Source organism: Marinomonas gallaica, assembly GCF_001639745.1.
Classification (GTDB): domain Bacteria; phylum Pseudomonadota; class Gammaproteobacteria; order Pseudomonadales; family Marinomonadaceae; genus Marinomonas; species Marinomonas gallaica.
Genome location: NZ_LTAX01000024.1, coordinates 16,378 through 34,506 on the forward strand (window position 1 = coordinate 16,378; position 18,129 = coordinate 34,506).

General features: G+C 43.7%; 16 protein-coding genes and 1 pseudogene. 4 read left to right on the plus strand and 13 right to left on the minus strand.

Annotation, left to right across the window (positions count from 1 at the left end; translation table 11 throughout):
* Window positions 1-48: 48 nt before the first annotated feature.
* The 8 genes and pseudogenes from AYW76_RS19700 to AYW76_RS16355 all read right to left on the minus strand — a co-directional run bounded on the left by AYW76_RS19700 (window position 49) and on the right by AYW76_RS16355 (window position 8,452).
* Window positions 49-1,903 (minus strand): annotated as a pseudogene (locus AYW76_RS19700) (bifunctional sugar phosphate isomerase/epimerase/4-hydroxyphenylpyruvate dioxygenase family protein).
* A gap of 199 nt (window positions 1,904-2,102) precedes the next feature.
* Window positions 2,103-2,957, minus strand: coding sequence for a shikimate dehydrogenase family protein (locus tag AYW76_RS16325; RefSeq protein ID WP_067223093.1), 855 nt, complete (start codon window positions 2,955-2,957; stop codon window positions 2,103-2,105).
* Between the two features lie 574 nt (window positions 2,958-3,531).
* A complete protein-coding gene (locus AYW76_RS16330) occupies window positions 3,532-4,383 on the minus strand; it encodes a class III extradiol dioxygenase family protein (protein ID WP_067223097.1) in 852 nt (283 codons plus the stop codon).
* Entirely contained in the window at window positions 4,383-4,742 is a 360-nt protein-coding gene (locus tag AYW76_RS16335) for a protocatechuate 4,5-dioxygenase subunit alpha (RefSeq protein WP_067037459.1), read from the minus strand. The genes AYW76_RS16330 and AYW76_RS16335 overlap by 1 nt, the downstream gene beginning before the upstream one ends.
* Before the next feature lie 34 nt (window positions 4,743-4,776).
* Window positions 4,777-5,646 carry an amidohydrolase family protein gene (locus AYW76_RS16340; protein ID WP_067223101.1) on the minus strand — a complete coding sequence of 290 codons (870 nt, stop codon included), beginning with the start codon at window positions 5,644-5,646 and terminating at the stop codon, window positions 4,777-4,779.
* A gap of 41 nt (window positions 5,647-5,687) precedes the next feature.
* Window positions 5,688-6,758 (minus strand): 4-oxalomesaconate tautomerase, encoded by a 1,071-nt coding sequence (locus tag AYW76_RS16345; protein ID WP_067223104.1) that lies wholly within the window; start codon window positions 6,756-6,758, stop codon window positions 5,688-5,690.
* On the minus strand, window positions 6,751-7,428 hold the full coding sequence (locus AYW76_RS16350) for a 4-carboxy-4-hydroxy-2-oxoadipate aldolase/oxaloacetate decarboxylase (RefSeq protein WP_067223107.1): 678 nt from the start codon (window positions 7,426-7,428) through the stop codon (window positions 6,751-6,753). Before AYW76_RS16350 ends, AYW76_RS16345 begins: the two co-directional genes overlap by 8 nt.
* 16 nt (window positions 7,429-7,444) lie before the next feature.
* Window positions 7,445-8,452, minus strand: a complete 1,008-nt coding sequence (locus AYW76_RS16355; protein WP_067223110.1) for an amidohydrolase family protein — start codon at window positions 8,450-8,452, stop codon at window positions 7,445-7,447.
* A 612-nt stretch (window positions 8,453-9,064) separates the two neighbouring features.
* Here AYW76_RS16355 and AYW76_RS16360 point away from each other — a divergent pair.
* The 4 genes from AYW76_RS16360 (at window position 9,065) to AYW76_RS16375 (ending at window position 13,221) form a co-directional block, all read left to right on the plus strand.
* Entirely contained in the window at window positions 9,065-9,250 is a 186-nt protein-coding gene (locus AYW76_RS16360; protein WP_067223113.1) for a TRAP transporter large permease subunit, read from the plus strand.
* A gap of 182 nt (window positions 9,251-9,432) precedes the next feature.
* Window positions 9,433-10,656 carry a porin gene (locus tag AYW76_RS16365; RefSeq protein WP_269448113.1) on the plus strand — a complete coding sequence of 408 codons (1,224 nt, stop codon included), beginning with the start codon at window positions 9,433-9,435 and terminating at the stop codon, window positions 10,654-10,656.
* Window positions 10,656-11,096: a hypothetical protein gene (locus tag AYW76_RS16370; protein ID WP_067223120.1), complete on the plus strand. Its 441-nt coding sequence runs from the start codon at window positions 10,656-10,658 to the stop codon at window positions 11,094-11,096. The genes AYW76_RS16365 and AYW76_RS16370 overlap by 1 nt, the downstream gene beginning before the upstream one ends.
* Before the next feature lie 100 nt (window positions 11,097-11,196).
* Window positions 11,197-13,221 carry an EAL domain-containing protein gene (locus AYW76_RS16375; RefSeq protein ID WP_082866276.1) on the plus strand — a complete coding sequence of 675 codons (2,025 nt, stop codon included), beginning with the start codon at window positions 11,197-11,199 and terminating at the stop codon, window positions 13,219-13,221.
* Between the two features lies 1 nt (window position 13,222).
* Here the strand turns inward: AYW76_RS16375 and AYW76_RS16380 are convergent, their stop codons facing one another.
* The 5 genes from AYW76_RS16380 to AYW76_RS16400 are packed head-to-tail and all read right to left on the minus strand — an operon-like array spanning window position 13,223 to window position 18,116.
* On the minus strand, window positions 13,223-13,606 hold the full coding sequence (locus AYW76_RS16380; RefSeq protein WP_067223122.1) for a nucleoside-diphosphate sugar epimerase/dehydratase: 384 nt from the start codon (window positions 13,604-13,606) through the stop codon (window positions 13,223-13,225).
* 16 nt (window positions 13,607-13,622) lie between these two features.
* Window positions 13,623-14,384, minus strand: a complete 762-nt coding sequence (locus tag AYW76_RS16385) for an ABC transporter ATP-binding protein (protein WP_067223125.1) — start codon at window positions 14,382-14,384, stop codon at window positions 13,623-13,625.
* Window positions 14,381-15,361 (minus strand): FecCD family ABC transporter permease, encoded by a 981-nt coding sequence (locus tag AYW76_RS16390; protein ID WP_067223129.1) that lies wholly within the window; start codon window positions 15,359-15,361, stop codon window positions 14,381-14,383. The genes AYW76_RS16385 and AYW76_RS16390 overlap by 4 nt, the downstream gene beginning before the upstream one ends.
* An 8-nt stretch (window positions 15,362-15,369) precedes the next feature.
* Window positions 15,370-16,284 carry a cobalamin-binding protein gene (locus AYW76_RS16395; protein WP_067223132.1) on the minus strand — a complete coding sequence of 305 codons (915 nt, stop codon included), beginning with the start codon at window positions 16,282-16,284 and terminating at the stop codon, window positions 15,370-15,372.
* Complete coding sequence (locus AYW76_RS16400; protein ID WP_067223136.1) at window positions 16,284-18,116, minus strand: TonB-dependent receptor domain-containing protein; 1,833 nt, start codon at window positions 18,114-18,116, stop codon at window positions 16,284-16,286. Before AYW76_RS16400 ends, AYW76_RS16395 begins: the two co-directional genes overlap by 1 nt.
* Window positions 18,117-18,129: the final 13 nt, after the last annotated feature.

Here is an 18,129-nt window from a genome sequence, read left to right on the forward strand (position 1 = left end):
TGGAGGGCTAAACGCCCTCCAATTTAAGACACTCACAAACAGTAACCGCTAGTTTTCCCCTTGTTCCGCCTGTGCAGCCAAGCGAACAAAGGCATTTGCTTCGCCATAGTTATCATAGCCTGCAACCCTCTGAACCACCTCAAAGAAGACACCGTGTATCTGCTCTGTATAAAAGTGGAAAAACTCTCCTTGATCGTTGCGATCATACAAAATATTGTGCGCTTTCATGCTCATTAACAGCTTTTCTGGCAAGTCGAAGCGTGCACCAATATCGCGATAATAATTATTGGGAATGGTCAGAACTTTCTCTTGATCCATATTTTTTGCAGCAACAAAGATATCCTTACATGCAAAGGCAACTTGCTGAACCCCCGAGCCACGTGTTTGAGTAAGAAAACGTTCCGCTGACGCCGAGCGAGCATTAGTCATGTTAATTGGTATACGTACCGTCTTGTCTTTATTTGTTGCAGTCCGGCTCACCACCAAGCCGTGTATATCCGGAAGATCTTGGCTTGGCTCAATATCAAATCCAAATAAAGACTTATAGAAAAAGCCTGTCGACAAAAAGTCTACGTTCGCAACCGTTTGACCTATATGATCGATGCGCTCAAGCCCAACACCCTGCTCACCTTGAACGCCATTAATCGATTTAAAATCTACATCAAAGAAGCGATAACCCGTGCCGCGATTAACTAGGTAAACTAAACTATCAGCCACGCCTCGAATTGCTGGGATATTAAGCTCACCTGGACCAGCTTGATTCTCAAATCGCTCAGCCTTGTAGTGCTCAGCAACATCAAGCGTGTGCTTTACGTTTTCTGTCGCGAAGCCTAAAGCACATACAGATACGCCATGCTTTTCATGGTATTCATGAGCTTCGCGGCTCTTTGTTGAGAATTAAATTAATATCGCCTTGGCGCATCAAAGACACATTTTTTGAAACGTGCTTGTGGGTTTCTGCAAAACCAAGCTGCGATAAGGTTTTAATAAGTTCATCGCCAGAACTCCCTTCTACCGCAAACTCAATAAACTCCACATCTATAATAGATGCTGTAGCGTCAATATCATCTTTCACAATGCCGTGTTTTGGAGCAGTTTGATCATCCAGCCATATCAATGAACGCATACCGTCGATTGCTTTTGCAACAGGGTCAGATGAGCGGAACTCATCATTGAAAATCTCGTGAGAAAGGTAGTCATCGAAGCCTTTGTCTTTCAACACCTGCACAAACTCAACCACTGGCATATCACCTTGACCAGGAAAACACCGAGAGTGACGACTATAAGTCAAGTAATCGGTACGAGGCATTATTGGAGCATCAGCAACTTGCACTAACGCAATTTTATCAACTGGTATCTCATCACGCAGACAATCCAATGTATTGCCACGCGAAAACATATGAAACGTATCAAGGTTAATCCCAAGACTAGGATGATCCGCGCGCTGCACTAAATCCCAAGCGTCGTCATAATCGGCAATATGGCGACCCCATGCTAATGCTTCATAACCTAGAATTAACTCTTCACTTGCAGCGATTTCAGCCAAATCACGTAAGTCGGCGGCACATAAATCGCGATCTGGTGAGGCATAAGGCTGAACATTACAGCACATCAACAAGCGATTCGTACCTAACTCATGCGCAACCTGCATCTTACGCTTCAGCATCTCAATGCGTTTTTTTTGAATATCTCTAGGGTTGCCTTCCATATCACGAAATGGTTGTAACGCAATGATCTCTAAGCCTAAATCACGAGCCATTTTACTCACATCAGACGGTGACCCTGAGTACTGCGTCAAATCGTTTTCAAAGATCTCAACGCCCTGAAAACCAGCCTTGGATGCAGCCTCCATTTTCTCTCGCAAGGTTCCTGAGATGGATACGGTAGCTAATGCAGTCTTCATTAAACCCCCTTTACATATATTGTTATTAATATACAAGAACAGCCAAAATTTCTTATAAATAGTCAGCTTAATGTCCTAAATATTAGCCTATACAAGGGATAACAAACGAATGAAATATAGCGCCCAACACCTACCAAAAAAGGAATACATAAAACAAAAAATGCAGCAAATGCTGCGTTTTGGCAAACAATATATTGACTTAGATAAGCGTACTTACCACATCATATTTTTCGCGGAATTGCTTCAGAACAGGCGTCACATCTTGAACTTCGACCCCTGTAAAAATTTCAAAGGCATCCAAGCCTTGATAAAAAAACAGGTCGAAACCTGAAACTATTTTTAGGCCCGCATGATTCGCTGCTTTTAAAAACTCGGTGTCAATCGGTGTATAAACGGCATCAAAGGCCCATTTCTGACCACCAAATGCAGATGCTGCTAATGGGTTACCTTGGGTTTTGTAATGACCTACAGGTGTGCAGTTCACAAGTCCGTCAACTTGCTTAGCGATAGCTTCAACCGAATCTTTTGCAACAACGGTCGCCTTATACCCAATCGCATTTAAAGACTGGGCCAGCGCTTGCGCACCTGCGGTATTAAGGTCTGAAATAAACAATTCTGACGCGCCCACTTCAAAAAGCCCAAACGCAACAGCACGAGCCACTCCTCCCGAGCCAATCATCAAAACCTTCCCAGCAGAAAGGTCCCCTAAACGTTTACGATAACCACGGATAAAACCGGTAAAATCAGTATTAAACGCACGTATTTTACCATTCTTAAACAATAGCGTATTTGTTGAGCCTACTTTTTGAACTGAATCACTTACTTCATCAGCGCTGTCTACCGCAACTTGCTTAAAAGGAAACGTTACATTCGTACCAATAAAACCTTTATCAATTATTGAAGATAATCGCTCTTGAAATACACTGACTTCTGGCGAGTCTAATTCTTGTAGCTCATAGCTAACGGGGAAGCTCTTCAATTTACCGAGCATATTATGTAGAGATGGAGAACGAGAAGCAGAAATATTTTGCCCAATTAGACCGATGTGTTGCATAAACGTGTCCTTAGATAAGGTATCTCTAGAAACAGTAATTGTTTACCAGGCTGATTCCAGACTGAAATTTGAGAATGTATTTATGAAGACATAAAGCGTACATCAAGTACGCTTTAGCATTGATGATATGTTTTACCTATTTTATCTTCGAAAAATTATAGATCGACTCGACTATATTGCGTCATTAGCGGCTAATCGCTATTGGTGCTCAATTCTACACCTTGAGTATCTGCTTTTTTGCAAAAAAAATTAGTAAATTGTGTTAGTAGTTTTGACTCATCAACTATTTCATCCATACAGAATAAAACAGTGTATTAATAAAATCTGATCGATCATCATCCAATTGATGATACAAACCACCCACACCATTTTGATCACTTTTCAACCACCCTAAAAGTGTGCGCAAGACATCAACACTGCTTTCCCAAGAGCCTAACTTCGAAGTTTATTTTGTGAAAATAGACAATTATTAAAATAATAAAACCTATAGTATTAAAATCTATAAACCTAAAAAGCCATAACACTGTTATGGCTTTTTAGGTTTTCTCAATTAAACACAAAAATTACGTGAAGGTTATTTCTCGGGCATCGTATGCTCTAACAACATCAGCCCAGATCCAGTGTTAGATATCGGAGCGTGATAGTTACGGTGCAACTCTTTCACTTGGCCAATCAATGTACCACGCATTGCAAGCAACATATTCAGCTCAACGCCTTGAGCGCCAGCAATCTCAACCAAATCTAAATTTGAGTATTTAGTTAAATCTTCGGGGTCAGTCACCAATTTATCAAGACATTCTATATCAAACTTACGATTGATAATGCCTGCTCGTTCGCCATCAAGTTGATGAGACATACCTCCCGTACCAAATACCACGACATTCAGATCCTCTTCGAATGACGCGACAGCACGTCCAATAGCCTGACCTAGAACAAAGGTACGTTTCGGTTGCGGCATTGGATGCTGTTCGCAGTTGATGCAAACAGGAATAACTTTAACATGCCCGTAATTATAGCCCGGCCACATAAGGTTCAAAGGCACAGTTAGACCATGATCTACTTTCATTTCTTGGCAAATGGTCATATCAAAGCCATCTTCAACTAAGCTGTTGGCAATGTGCCAAGATAACTCCGATTCACCCGTAACAGGTGGAATCGTTGGAATCCCCCAACCTTCATCAGCGTTGTGATATTCATCTGCCACACCAATAGCAAACGTTGGTTTTTTATCTATAAAGAACTCAAGCCCATGATCATTATAAAATAAGATAATGACGTCAGGTTTTTTCTCGTTCAACCAATCACGCACAGGTGGGTAGCCATCAAAGAAAGGCTTCCAATAAGGCGTCTCTTCTAGGCCATTTGCCATTGCGTTTGCGATCGCAGGGATGTGCGAAGTTGTGATTCCACCAATGATGTTTGCCATTACACGTCTCCTCGACCATTTTTAACAAGCATGTCTTTGAATTCATCCACACTCATACCTGTTTGCAGGGCGCCAATATCTTGCATGTTTAATTTTAGCAAGCCCGCATATTTGGCCAAATAATAAATACTGCCTCCCTCTCTAAGCATCGCTATGATGTCTTTCTCTTTAATCGCTACTTTCTGAGCATCACTCAAATTGAATTTGTCACAGTAAGCGTCAGGATCTGCATTAAATTCATCACGTGCCTCTTGATTATTAAACGAGTAACACATTTTGTTTAAGCCGTACCCTTTTTTAGCCATTTTGCTATCAAACAGATAGGTACCAGGAAATTCTCTTGTCTCATTAGTCGCCATAATGACCTCTTATTCTTATTCTGTCTGTTCTGAATTATGCCCAGTACAAACGCATTGGATTATCCACTAACAGCTTTTGCTGCAGCTCAGTGGTGGGCGCAATCATTGGAATCACATCCACTAAATGGCCGTCATCAGGCACATGCGATTTCATGTTTGGGTGAGGCCAGTCAGTACCCCACAACACTCGTTCAGGAAATCTCTCAACCAAAGTTTTGGCAAAAGGAACAACATCAGAGTAGTCCGGAGCTTGCAGGGTGAGTCGCTCAGGACAGCTCACCTTACACCAGACATTTTCATTGTCTGCCATAAAACCTAGAAAGCGCTCGAAATCTGGATGATCAACACCCTTGGCTACATCTGGACGCCCCATATGATCAACGACAATAGTTGTACCCAGTTCGTTTAAGAATGGAATTAATTCTTCCAAGTCTGGCGCCTCAAAGTACACAACAATATGCCATCCGAGAGTTTTAACCTTTTCCGCTATGCTTAGAAAAACGTCTTTTGGCGTACTATCAACAAGACGCTTAACAAAGTTAAAACGTACACCACGTACCCCAGCGTCATGCATTGTTTGCAACTGATCAATCGTGAAGGAATCATCAATAAATGCCACACCGCGCGCTAACCCTCCTGCTGTTTGCAAGGCATCAAGTAAGGCGGCGTTATCCGTGCTGTGGCAAGATGCTTGCACAATGACATTACGAGAGAAACCAAGGTGATCACGCAGTGCAAACAACTGATCTTCTGAGGCATCACAGGGCGTGTATTTACGCTTTGGGTGATATGGAAATTTATCCGCAGGACCAAACACGTGACAATGAGCATCAACGGCACCTGCCGGAGCTTGATATGTTGGCTTGCTTGGATTTGGATGAAATGGAAGATAATCTTTGTCCATCTTTAGCTACCTATCGTTATTCTTTTTAATGAAAGAACGGGTTAAAGACCGTTTTCGTGTACAAACACTTTGCCGTCAAACAACTTCCGTGCGGTTCTCAGTAACGCCGCGGACATCACCTGTCCATTGGCATCCCGATCCAACACAACGGTCATACAACCAGTTGGGTGCTCCACATCTAACGTCATTTGTCGTCCCTTTTCATACGTAGCCATGTCTCTCGCAGGAGTCCCATCTAAAACCGCCGCCGTTGCCACGCTGACCGCACCTAATACACCAATAGAGGCATGACAACGGTGCGGAATAAACGTTCTCGTAGAAATTGCACCACCATTTGAAGCTTTTGATACCATGGTCATTTTGGGAACAGACTTTTCTGTCACGTCACCAAGATTCATCAAGGGACCAGCTTGTAGCCTTATAGCCTCAAGCTTGTCACGTAATTCAAGATTTGCTTCAAGCACTTCACGCGCTTCATTACCAGATATCCCCATATCTGAAGCACGCATCACAACGCATGGCATACCATTATCTATCAGAGTTACTTCAACGCCATTGATAATGTCAACCGTATTACCTGTAGGTAACAGCGCACCGCAGCTAGATCCAGCCGTATCTTTAAAAGTGATTGGTACTGGTGCACAAAACCCAGGCACCCCATCTATACGTGCATCACCCTCGTAAACGACTTCACCTTCTTTCACCTGTACTCGAGCAATTGAGATCTGTCCTGTATTCTGCATATAAATGCGTACTTCAGTCTCCCCCTCAACCGATTCAACTAAACCGCGCTCAATAGCAAAAGGCCCTACACCGGCTAAGATATTGCCGCAATTCTGAGCATCCGTCACAATGGCTTGATCGACAAACACTTGTAGAAATAAATAATCCACATCGGCGTCGTCACGATCAGATTTTTGTACAACCGCTACTTTTGACGTAAGGGGGTCTGCCCCCCCCATGCCGTCGATCTGCCGAGCATCGGGAGATCCCATGACGCGCAACAGCACATCAGCGCGGGCTTGCGGATCAGCTGGCAACGCATCTGCAACAAAGTAAGCGCCTTTAGACGTGCCTCCGCGCATCCACATGCACTCAATGCCCTTAGACATACTTCAGACCTTTTTCTTCTAGACGCGACCGCATTTCATAAATATCTAAGCCAAGCTCACCATTGGCCATGCGTAGACGTTTCTCTTCTTCTTTGGCCATACGTTGACGCGACAATTCAAGAACATTCTTCGCACTTTCACGTCGCACTACGACTACACCATCATCGTCCGCAATAATCACGTCTCCGGGATTAACTAAATGATCGGCGCATACAATTGGTACGTTGACTGAACCAAGTGTTTCTTTAATAGTGCCTTGTGAAAACACGGCTTTTGACCAAACAGGGAAATGCATTTGACGCAAGTCGCGAGTATCGCGTACTCCCCCGTCAATGATTAACCCAACAACACCTCGGGACTGTGCAGATGTCGCTAATAAATCACCAAAAAAACCGTGATTCGAGGGCGACGTTGGGGCAAAAACCATCATGTCACCAGCCTGACATTGCTCAATAGCAACGTGCATCATCCAATTGTCGCCCGCCGCACCAGAGATGGTGATGGCAGACCCAGCAACGGCAACATCTTGTTGAATCGGACGCATGTAATCCGCCAATAATCCAACTCGCCCTTGTGCTTCATGAATGGTTGCAACACCACACTGCGCTAAACCATCGATAACAGTCTGATCTGCGCGTTCAATATGTTGAACTACGATGTTCTCTCTCATGGGAGACTCCTTAGCATTAAACTTTTAAACGGCTGAAAACACGACGCGTGTTATGCTCAAAAATATCTTGTTTTTGGGCATCACTTAGTACCGTGTTGTTGTCTATATAGCGCTTAGTATCATCGAAGTAATGACCCGTCTCAGGATCAATACCGCGCACAGCACCAATCATTTCAGACGCAAATAAAATGTTTTTCGTAGGAATAATATCAAGCAGTAAATCAATACCGCGTTGATGATAAACGCAGGTATCAAAGTAAATGTTGTTTAGTACGCGTTCCTCAAGCTCAAAGCCTTTATCCAACGCCAAACCACGGAAACGCCCCCAATGATAAGGCACGGCACCACCACCATGAGGAATGATGACTTTCAGATCAGGAAAGTCTTTGAATACGTCTGACATCATCAGTTGCTGGAAGCCTGTCGTATCCGCACCTAGGTAGTGAGAACCTGTTGTATCGAAACAGCTATTGCACGCAGCTGATACGTGAATCATTGCGGGAATGTCGAGCTCTGACATTTTTTCATAAATAGGATAGAAAGAGCGATCCGATAGACGAGAACCATTCCAGTGACCGCCACTTGGGTCAGGATTAAGGTTGATACCAATAAAGCCCATCTCTTCAACTGTACGAACGATTTCTGGCACTGACTTCGCAGGGTCAACACCGGGCGATTGTGGTAACTGTGCCACAGGTACAAAGTTTTCAGGAAAGAGATCGCAAACACGGCGAATCAGATCATTTTGATGCTCCGTCCAATATTGACTGGTATGTTCATTGCCAATATGGTGTCCCATCCAACTCGCACGAGGGGAAAAAATCGTGAGATCAGTACCACGCTCTTGTTGCAGTCGAAGCTGATTATTAATGATGCTTTCACGAATTTCGTCATCGGAAATATGCATCGTTCCTTTTTCACCAACAGAAGAAGGATCACGCGCTACATCCGCTTTCTGCTTGTCTCTGTATTCACCCACAGCAGGCGGCGTAGTCGTGTAATGGCCATGGCAATCTATAATCATACTACTGCTCTCTTGTATCTAATTATTATTGGGAATGGTAATTGTTAAGAGCGCTCTGCAGCGGTAATTGAAGATGAAACCACTTCCAGGAGACGCTCGAATTTACCCAAAAGTATTGGCAGGTTGAGAGCGTTTGACTATTTCAATTTCACGACAACTGTATTGCATTTTGGTATAGCACTTTATCCTCTTTTTTCAATATGAATTTATTTTATGAATACGGGTAATATCAAAAACACTTTCTTTACTTACAAATCGACCTTAAATGCCTCGCAACCTATTGTTTTATAAATTTTTATCGTGAATTTCAGGATTTTACTTTATTTTGTATATCATTTTTGGAATATTAGAAGCCCTAAAAAATCATTTCTAAATAGATGTGAATTAATACACTTTTGTGGCGTTCCTGATTCCTAGCAGTGATCGGGAGCACTCCAGAATTGCCTTTTCATACACATGATGGCGACTCGACCTGCGGCATAATGAATTACTAGGTCGACATAGCATTTCAAAATATCCGCCATTGTGAGAAGGCATGGCTATATAAGACAAAAATAATGATCTCGGGTTGACCTCGAATTTGGAGACCAATATGAACTTTTCAAAAAACTGATGCTTGGTTTAGTGACGCCGCCTATGGGCATCTGCTTATTTGTCTCTAACTCCATTGCAAACGTAGGTTTAGCGGCCATCTCTCGTCAGATCATGCCAATGTTTTTAGTCGAGCTTGCTGTTTTGATATTAATCACCTTTGTACCAAGCACGGTTACATTTTTACCACGGCTATTTGGCTATTAAATTCACTGGAGGGGGCTATCAGCCCCCTCTCACATTAACCGCCCCCCAAAATGCCCTCTTTAAACACCGTTACCTATTAACAACAAAAATATACTTCAAGTAAGACCTCTGGAACTTAACTAAGTGATAATATTTGAGCGTTGTCTACTTAATGAGTCAGAAGTAATATGGTAACTAAGTACATGTACGTAGTTAAGGCTTTCATAATTTGCTCACTTGGGGCATCTGCCTCAGTGTTTGCATCAGACACAGCAGATAACTTCCATGTATCAAGTTTTGGACGGATTGTTGCAGGTACAATCGACACCGATAAAACCAACTTTCACGGCTACGATGATGACATTTCTTTAAAAACCAACTCTCTGTTAGGCATTCAGCTAAACGCTGAAGCGACCGATTACCTTAGCTTTACCGCTCAAGGTGTATTTAGAACTAACGAAGACAAAGACTCTGAGCTCGATTGGCTATATGCCACGATTCAGCCGAAAAATAACTTAACGTTAAAAGTGGGTAAACTCCGTACACCTTTCTTTATGCACAGTGATGTCATAGACGTAGGTTATGCTTACCATTGGGCTAGTCCGCCAGAACAAATGTATGGGGCATTTTTTTTATTTCCAACATTTGAAGGCATCGATGCAACTTGGGGTTATTCTGGCGAAAACTATGACTCTTCATTCGAAGCGTACGTTGGCCAGCACTCAGGTGAGATTAAACGAAGCAACCGTATAACTGACTATAATGTGGATGTTTTAAGCGGCTTTATAACAACCCTACGAAAGGAAAATTTTGAGTTTCGAGCTTCATTCCATCAAGGGGACGTATCACTCGATATCCCTGAACTGAACTTACTATCTGGTGCTATTCAAAGCTTTGGCAGCTTTCCAAGCACAGTTGATGCTCTTGCACCTGACAGCAAAGTCAATGTGTATCAATTCGGCGTACGCTATGACAATTTGGACTACTTTGCAGGCTTAGAATGGGTAACTATCGACCCTGAATTGAAAACATCCATGCCGAAAATCGATACTTTTTATGTGACCGGAGGGTATATTTTCAATCCAGTCACCATTCACCTTACCTATGCCGAAAGTAAAGTAAAATATTCAGACTTCCCATCAGAGTTGAACCAAGCACTAGCAGGTATGTCCCCTAGCGATCCTCGCTATACGGGATTACTACAATCCACATACGGTTTAAACTTTATTTCAGCATCAAGAAATGTCGACAGCCTTAAATCATGGACCCTAGGTGCACGTTGGGATATTCGCCCCAAACTTGCCGTCAAAGCAGACGTTACACTGCTAGATGGTGCGGAGAATGAAACCGCAATGTTTGACTCTATCAAGGATGGCTTTAACCGTGAAGCCATGTTTTATCAAGTCGCAGTGGAGTGGGTATTTTAATGATCACTACCGTACTCACTAACACAACAACAGCGATCTTCTTGCTAGCAGTGACTCTCTTGATAGCCCCTTTAGCAGTAGCCGATGATAACCGCGTCAAAGTTATTGCCAACAGCAATACGAATTTAAGCTCATTAAGCTCAAGTGAAGTCCGTCAAATTTACATGGGGGGGACATTAAGTAGACGCTTTCAAGCCGTTACCTTACCTGTGGAACATCCCCTCAGAAAAACATTTAACGTTAGTGTTATTGGCTTAACAGAGAACCGTATTCAGTCTTATTGGGCGCAGCTTCTATTTACTGGACGAAGTACCCCGCCTAAGGAATTAAGCTCCATCGCTGACGCCATAAACTTTGTCATCAAAGAACCCGCCGCTATTGCTTACGTCTCATCCGATACCTTATTACCTGAGGGTGTCATTGTTGTATTTGAGCGATAGATGAATTGGCACTGGAAAGGGAACCACCTCATTGAAGTTTAGTATCCGCTTTAAACTTCTTACAATTGGCATAATATCGGTTGTCTGTTCAGCTTTGAGCGTGTTTATTGTTTCATTGCAAGAACATAAATCGATTTATGCCGAATCTGTAAAGACCAATTTGCAGGCATTGACCATCAATACGGCTGATGATCTGCTGTTGCAGCTATCTGTTGATAGTGACCCTTTTCTATTACGCAGCACCTTGCTACGTTTTGAGCGATACGAACACCTGAAATACGCGATACTGTATAGTAAAAATTGGGATAAAGCAGAAGTCTATATACAACCAAAATTGTTCTCTCAAGTAGCACAGAACCTTTTAGCTATTCCGGAGGTCGATCCTAAAAAGCTTCAACAAGGAGTTTCTATAGAGGGAAGTAATATTTATGCCCTACAGCCCATTGATGAAACAGGCAATATTGGTGGTTATTTATTAGTTGCGCATGAGTACTTGCAACCTTTAGACAATAGTCAAAAGGATCTTATCAGACTGACTTCACCACTGCTCATTCTGATTCTCCTTATCACTACGGCAGCCATGCTACTCACTATACGACAGCAACTCGTTCCATTGATGAATTTATCCAAATTCACTCGCAACATTACTCGAACTAAAGAGTACGGTAACCGCTTTCAGGTGAGAGGTGATGATGAGATCTATACACTTGGGCAGGATATCAATTCTATGCTTGAAGTGATTGACTCAGAAATCAAGTTGAATGCTGAGCAAACACAGCAGCTGACTGAGCAGCGTGAAGCACTCTATCACCTAGCAAACTACGACCAGTTAACAAACCTTCCGAATCGCCGTCATGTATTGTATTGGCTGACCAATATAATGGATCAAGCACGTAAAAACGATCAGTTGATTGGCGTTTTATATTTCGACGTCGATCACTTTAAAAGCGTGAACGACCGTATGGGTCATGATGTAGGTGACAAGCTACTGATTGAAGTTGGTAGAATTGTTGCTAGCTTTTTAAAGCACGAACAAGTTGTCGCACGCTTAGCGGGTGATGAGTTTTTGGTCGTCTTGCCCAAGCTACAGGACAAAATGGAGGCTGTAGCCATTGCACGAAAATTAACATCCGGCTTTTCTGTGCCTATTTCTATTGATCGATGGAGCATACAGACGGGAATCAGTGTCGGAGTCGCAGACACCGAAGATTCAGGCTATCGGGTCGACGATTTATTGAACTACGCTGACATTGCCATGTACCATTCAAAACACTTTGCTAAAGGCACGGTCACACGCTTTCACCCTCAAATGCTTGTAGAAAGCCATCGCCATACTTTGATTGTAAACTCTATTGTTAACGCCGCTCGTAATAATGAGTTTCAACTCTATTATCAGCCTAAAATATCAGCTGCCGGCGAAGTCTGTGGCTTAGAAGCTTTAATACGCTGGGAAAATGATACGTTAGGCAGCCTTTCTCCATGTGAATTCATCCCTATCGCTGAAACCTCTGGCAAAATCTCAGAGATCACTCGCTGGGTTATGGACAAAGTTCTAAAAGATTTACCGGAAATCATTCGCAGCAGTAATACTGACATAGTGGTGTCTTTCAACATTTCATCTGTCGACATGAGCAGTGACTGGTTTGAGCCCTATTTACTACAAATGATTGAGGACTATCCTGATTTCTTAAGGCACCTACAATTCGAAATCACAGAGTCTAACTACCTAAACGACTATAAAAGCGCTAATAAGTTTTTCAAACTCGTACAAGAGGCTGGTGGCAGCGTTGCCCTAGATGACTTTGGTACCGGGTTCTCATCGCTTAGTTATCTAGGACGGATTGATATCGACACCATTAAAGTTGATCGAGAGTTTATCGTTAACTTTTTGAATGACAGACGTGATCGAGCGGTACTGAAAGCCATCTTAGATCTAACCAATAGCCTAGGCTTAAACTCTTGTTGTGAAGGCATTGAAAATGTCGAGCAAGCCAAATATTTAATCGCTAATGGGTGTGGTCTGATGCAGGGTTTTTATTTTTCTACTGCGACACCCATTGAACAAATTTCCGATGCCATTGAATTGGCAAAACAGCGTTACAGAGAGCTCGAGTTGTTCTCTTAATTCACAAAGAGTCTTGGATCTGTTGAGCCCAATGGTCAGGCGTAATGGCTGGGTCTAAAACCACATATTCAAAAGATAAGCGCTTAAGTTCTTCGCGTACATTATCAGGAATAAGATCATTACCATCAAACTCGATGACAGTGGTTACCTGCCACCTTTCTATCAATGCAGACAAATCACTTGGATAACGCACTGTCACACCTAAAATATCCGTTCGATTGGACCATGGTTCATCGTCAATAAAGGCAACGACATTAGCTAAATGCGCTTGTTGCAAATAACTGGCAAGCCGGTAAGAAGGCGTATCAATCCCAACCACTATCGTATTTGGCTTAAGTCTAGACGACTTAAATAACTTAGCTCCTAAATAATGTAACCAAGACATTAACTCTCCCTATCGATCAAATGGAAGGCATGAATACCAATCGCCCTTCAATCTCACCCCGCACAAGTTTTTGCTGATACAACGGCTCAAGATTCTCAAGTGTTAATAAGCTTTCAGCCGAACCTACTAAAGCAGGTCGATCAGGGTATTGCAATATCACATGGGAACACCAACGAGCTGCTAGGTTAACATCATGCAACGACATAACGACCAACTTAGTCTCGCGCGCTTTCTCCTGGAGTAACGACATGACGGCGACTTGATGATGCAGATCTAGATGGTTAGTTGGCTCATCGACCAACCAGATATTCGGGTTTTGGGTTAAAAGAGACGCCAACGCCACTCTCTGTCGCTCACCACCTGATAACTGTGTTACAGAGCGGCCTGCCAGCGAAGACAACTCCAGCCTATCTATCGAGTGTTGCGCAATTTTAATGTCTTGCTCGGTCTCCATCTCCCAAGGCGAAAGATGCGGGAAACGCCCTAACAATGCCGTCTCCATGACTGTTGCGGGAAAACCATCCTGATGATCCTGAAACATGATGCCGACTTGCTGCGCTAAACTCATGCGATGAATAGAAGACAAATCCGCATCATTCAATCTAAGCCGACCTTTTCTTGGCATCTTTAACCCTGCCAATGTATGCAGTAATGTCGTTTTACCCACACCATTGGGGCCTAACACCCCCCACACTTGGCCAGTATTCATGGTAACCGTTAACGGTTCTGGTGATCGCTTTGGGATATCAATGACTAAAGCGTCTACTGACAACGTCATGCGACACGGCCCCTACGAAGTAAGTACAAAAACGTCGGAACTCCTAACAAGGCCGTAATAACGCCTACGGGCAATTGTTCGGGCGCTATCACCGTCCGCGCAACCGTATCAGCTAACGTGACCAAACACCCCCCAGCCAAAGCACAAGCAGGCAAAATCAAGCGCTGATCGTTACCTAATATGAGTCTTAAAATATGAGGCACTACCAACCCAACAAAACCAATACTACCCGCCGTTGTCACGGCAACAGCGGTTAACAAGCTGGCAATGACAAATACAAAACGTTCCAAATATTTAACATTTAATCCCAATGCAGCGGCTTGCAAAGGACCGCACGCCAGAACATTTAGACTCCGACCAAGCGGAATCAATACCAAGCACACAGGTATGAGCGCTGCCCATGCTAACCAAGGCGATTGGGCATAGGACAAATCCCCCATTAGCCAGAACAACATACCAGGGATCTTTTGCGGTGGTGCCAGAGCCAGCATTAACGTAATAAATGCGCCCCAACCCGATGCGATTACTACGCCGGTTAACAATAATCGCATCGGACTTGGACGACCATCGCCTTGAGCTAACCCAAATACTAATATGGTAGACAAGGCCGCTCCAAAAAAAGCAGCCGACGACAATACTATCCCAGTTACTCCTGCCAATATTGCCAGTAGTGCTGCAACAGACGCGCCGCCAGAGATCCCTAATACATAGGGATCTGCTAGAGGATTACGTAACAAAATCTGCATCAAGGCGCCCGCTACAGCCAATAAGCCGCCTGTCGCAAAAGCCGCCATGATGCGAGGAACACGCAATTCCCAAACAAGTATTTGGTTTAATTGTGTCCCCTGCCCTTGAAATACATCTAATATCTGCCCCAAAGACAGCTGTACACTACCTTGTGTAATCGAAACGACCATGCAGAACACAGAAAGCAGTGAAAGCAGAATTAAAGGCGAAAATAGATCGCGACGGGGCATGCTAATAATTAATCCCTATGCTGTCGCGCAATTTCTAGCTTTTCACACATCACTCTTGCACCTTCTAAAAGTCTTGGCGTAGGGCGCTGTATTAAAGATGGCGGCACAAAAAACAAGTTATTCTGCTGCGTTGCTTTAAGCTCCGGAAACGCACGCCATTTGTCTAACCAATGCGCATTTCGTTCACCCATTCCACCAGCAATTATAGCTTCTGGATTCTTTATTAATATCGCCTCTTGATTCAAACGAGGAATCAAGCGTGGTGAGTCCGCAAACACGTTAACCCCACCACAAAGCTCGACAACTTTACTAATGTAATGAGCATGATTCATCGACATCAATGGTTCGTCCCAAACCTGATAAAACGTTGCTACAGGGTCAGCATCTTTATAGGTATGAGCTAAGTCATCAATCCCTTCCAGAAATTCCTGAGCTACTTTTCTTCCGGTTTCTTCAGTGCCAGCCAACACAGCCATATCTACGATATTATCCGCAATGTCATCAAAGTTATGCGGCTCGACGTAATAGACGGTCATACCAATACGCTCTAAGGTTGCAATCTGCTCACTTGGATTACCTGTTCGCCAAGCTAAAACAAGATCTGGCTTCAAACTGACTAAGCGCTCTAAATCCAACCTCGTATGACTGCCCACTGACGTGACTTGCTTGGCCTCGGGCGGATAATCACTGTATGACACGACAGCAACGACTTGATCGCCCCCTCCAGCGGCATAAATCAACTCCGTTGCCCCAGGTGATAATGCCGCGATGCGTTGAGCCGGTTGTTCAAGGCATACTTGACGAAACCTATCATCCTCAACACATCGAATATCACCACTTTGCGCCCAAAGTGATTGGCTAATTAAAACGGCTAACGCAGTTAAGCATAATTGCAGAAAACATGTCTGCTTATCAGTAGCCATTAAAATGCCGAATAATTAACGGTCAGGAATACACCTCGACCTGGATTACTGTATCCTTCCGCTGTTTGATACGCTTTGTCCATAGCGTTTTTAACCGTTAATTTAGCATTCCAATCCTGCGCAAAGTCATAACTTGCACGTAAGTTAAGTAAGCCATACCCAGGTAGTAGCGACTGATTTTCCGCATCATCATAACGTTCACCATAGCTTGCTACAGTGAAGCCTAAAGAAGCATTTTCAAACTGTCGATCAACATCAATGCGAGCACTTTTGTGCGCACGACGAACCAAGCGATTACCTTTATTGGCGCCTTCGCTTTGATTCTGAGTATCCAATATGGTCGCCGCCACAGCAAATGACCACTGCTCAATATCTGTACCTGCCGCGAGCTCAAGTCCACGAACACGGGCTTTATCGATATTACCCACCGTTGGATAATCCCATGCTATTAGGTCGTCATAATCCGCTTGATAGACTGCCGCATCCCAGTAGCCATGAAGATAGTCCGCACGCATACCTACTTCAAACGTTTCAGAGGTTTCAGGGCGAATTTCATTGGCTAGTGTATAGCCCCAGTTCTCAGCGTTCATAGAGTTGAACGTTGGCGCGGTAAACGACGTTCGGCCACTCACACGAGCGGTATAGATATCATCTAACTGGTAGCCTAAAGCAATACCACCCGTCGTTTGCGTATCATATTCATCATAATGATCGGCTCGAATATTAAGCTGCACACTGGCTCGACCAAATTGTGAAAATGACTGTGCAAAAACACTGTTGCTGGTGCGCTCTTTCGAATATGAGCCGTCAAACTCATCTTTAATATGCTCGGCCCCCACAACGAACTCATGGTTGTCTAACCACAGTGTATTATCCCAACGCACTCCTTGAGACTGACTGTTGTAATAAGTACCGGTTGGTGCTCCTTGGTCATTTAGCACATCATAGTCATCACGCGATTCACGAATCTGAATTTCGGACTGCCAATCCTCTGTAATGTCGACACCACCAGTTAGTGCAATCACTTGGTTAACATAGTCATTGCTGCGCAAACTATTACTAGAAGTCGTGTAATCTGACTCGCCTTCAGCGCGCATAATAAAGGCTTTAGCATAGGCACCCGACTCAAAGTCATAGCCAAAACGCGCTAAAACATTATCGTTTGAGTAACCCATATCACCTGCTTGCTCTTTTACTTGCGCACCATCAGTATCAAATGAACCTACAGATAACAGATAGCTGGCATTACCTGACGAGCCAGAAACACTTGCATCCGCTTGTTTGGTATTAAAAGAACCGCCCCCCAGTGATACATTGGCCTTATTTTCTTGCCCCGCTTCAGGCAAGAACACTTGAACAACGCCACCAGCGGCACTTGAACCGTATAAAGATGATTTCGGTCCGCGAACAATTTCAATACGTTCGACTTGCGCCATTGGCAAGTACTGCCAAGACGAAGAGCCTAGAGAATGGGACTGAATCGGCACACCATCGATCAATAGCTTGGTACCCGTACTGTTTGATCCACGCGTGTAAATGCTGGTACTTTTGCCGTACCCGCCATTTGTAACAATGTCTATGCCAGGCTGGCCAGCAAGCAGCTCAGTAATTTCTTGAGGCTGTTGTTTCTCAATGGTTTCTTTGTCAATCACAGAAACCGACGTCAAAGACTCCGCTTCAGTCATTTCGGTAGTCGTCGCCGTCACCACAACGCGAAGCTGTTTTGCTTCACCATTGTCTGCGGCATAACTGGCCTGCGAAATAGCCGCCAAGATACTCAGTGCTGTTGCTGTTTTGGCAAACACTGGAAAAGAAAAATTTTGTTTAGTCATAATGTCATCTGCA

Bases quoted from the DNA above. Each gene is read 5' to 3' on its own strand.
- AYW76_RS16350 (WP_067223107.1), bottom strand. From the start codon at position 7,428: ATGAGAGAGAACATCGTAGTTCAACATATTGAACGCGCAGATCAGACT.
- AYW76_RS16330 (WP_067223097.1), bottom strand. From the start codon at position 4,383: ATGGCAAACATCATTGGTGGAATCACAACTTCGCACATCCCTGCGATC.
- AYW76_RS16365 (WP_269448113.1), top strand. From the start codon at position 9,433: ATGTACGTAGTTAAGGCTTTCATAATTTGCTCACTTGGGGCATCTGCC.
- AYW76_RS16390 (WP_067223129.1), bottom strand. From the start codon at position 15,361: ATGCCCCGTCGCGATCTATTTTCGCCTTTAATTCTGCTTTCACTGCTT.
- AYW76_RS16360 (WP_067223113.1), top strand. From the start codon at position 9,065: ATGCTTGGTTTAGTGACGCCGCCTATGGGCATCTGCTTATTTGTCTCT.
- AYW76_RS16400 (WP_067223136.1), bottom strand. From the start codon at position 18,116: ATGACTAAACAAAATTTTTCTTTTCCAGTGTTTGCCAAAACAGCAACA.
- AYW76_RS16380 (WP_067223122.1), bottom strand. From the start codon at position 13,606: ATGTCTTGGTTACATTATTTAGGAGCTAAGTTATTTAAGTCGTCTAGA.
- AYW76_RS16370 (WP_067223120.1), top strand. From the start codon at position 10,656: ATGATCACTACCGTACTCACTAACACAACAACAGCGATCTTCTTGCTA.
- AYW76_RS16395 (WP_067223132.1), bottom strand. From the start codon at position 16,284: ATGGCTACTGATAAGCAGACATGTTTTCTGCAATTATGCTTAACTGCG.
- AYW76_RS16355 (WP_067223110.1), bottom strand. From the start codon at position 8,452: ATGATTATAGATTGCCATGGCCATTACACGACTACGCCGCCTGCTGTG.
- AYW76_RS16385 (WP_067223125.1), bottom strand. From the start codon at position 14,384: ATGACGTTGTCAGTAGACGCTTTAGTCATTGATATCCCAAAGCGATCA.
- AYW76_RS16345 (WP_067223104.1), bottom strand. From the start codon at position 6,758: ATGTCTAAGGGCATTGAGTGCATGTGGATGCGCGGAGGCACGTCTAAA.
- AYW76_RS16340 (WP_067223101.1), bottom strand. From the start codon at position 5,646: ATGGACAAAGATTATCTTCCATTTCATCCAAATCCAAGCAAGCCAACA.
- AYW76_RS16335 (WP_067037459.1), bottom strand. From the start codon at position 4,742: ATGGCGACTAATGAGACAAGAGAATTTCCTGGTACCTATCTGTTTGAT.
- AYW76_RS16325 (WP_067223093.1), bottom strand. From the start codon at position 2,957: ATGCAACACATCGGTCTAATTGGGCAAAATATTTCTGCTTCTCGTTCT.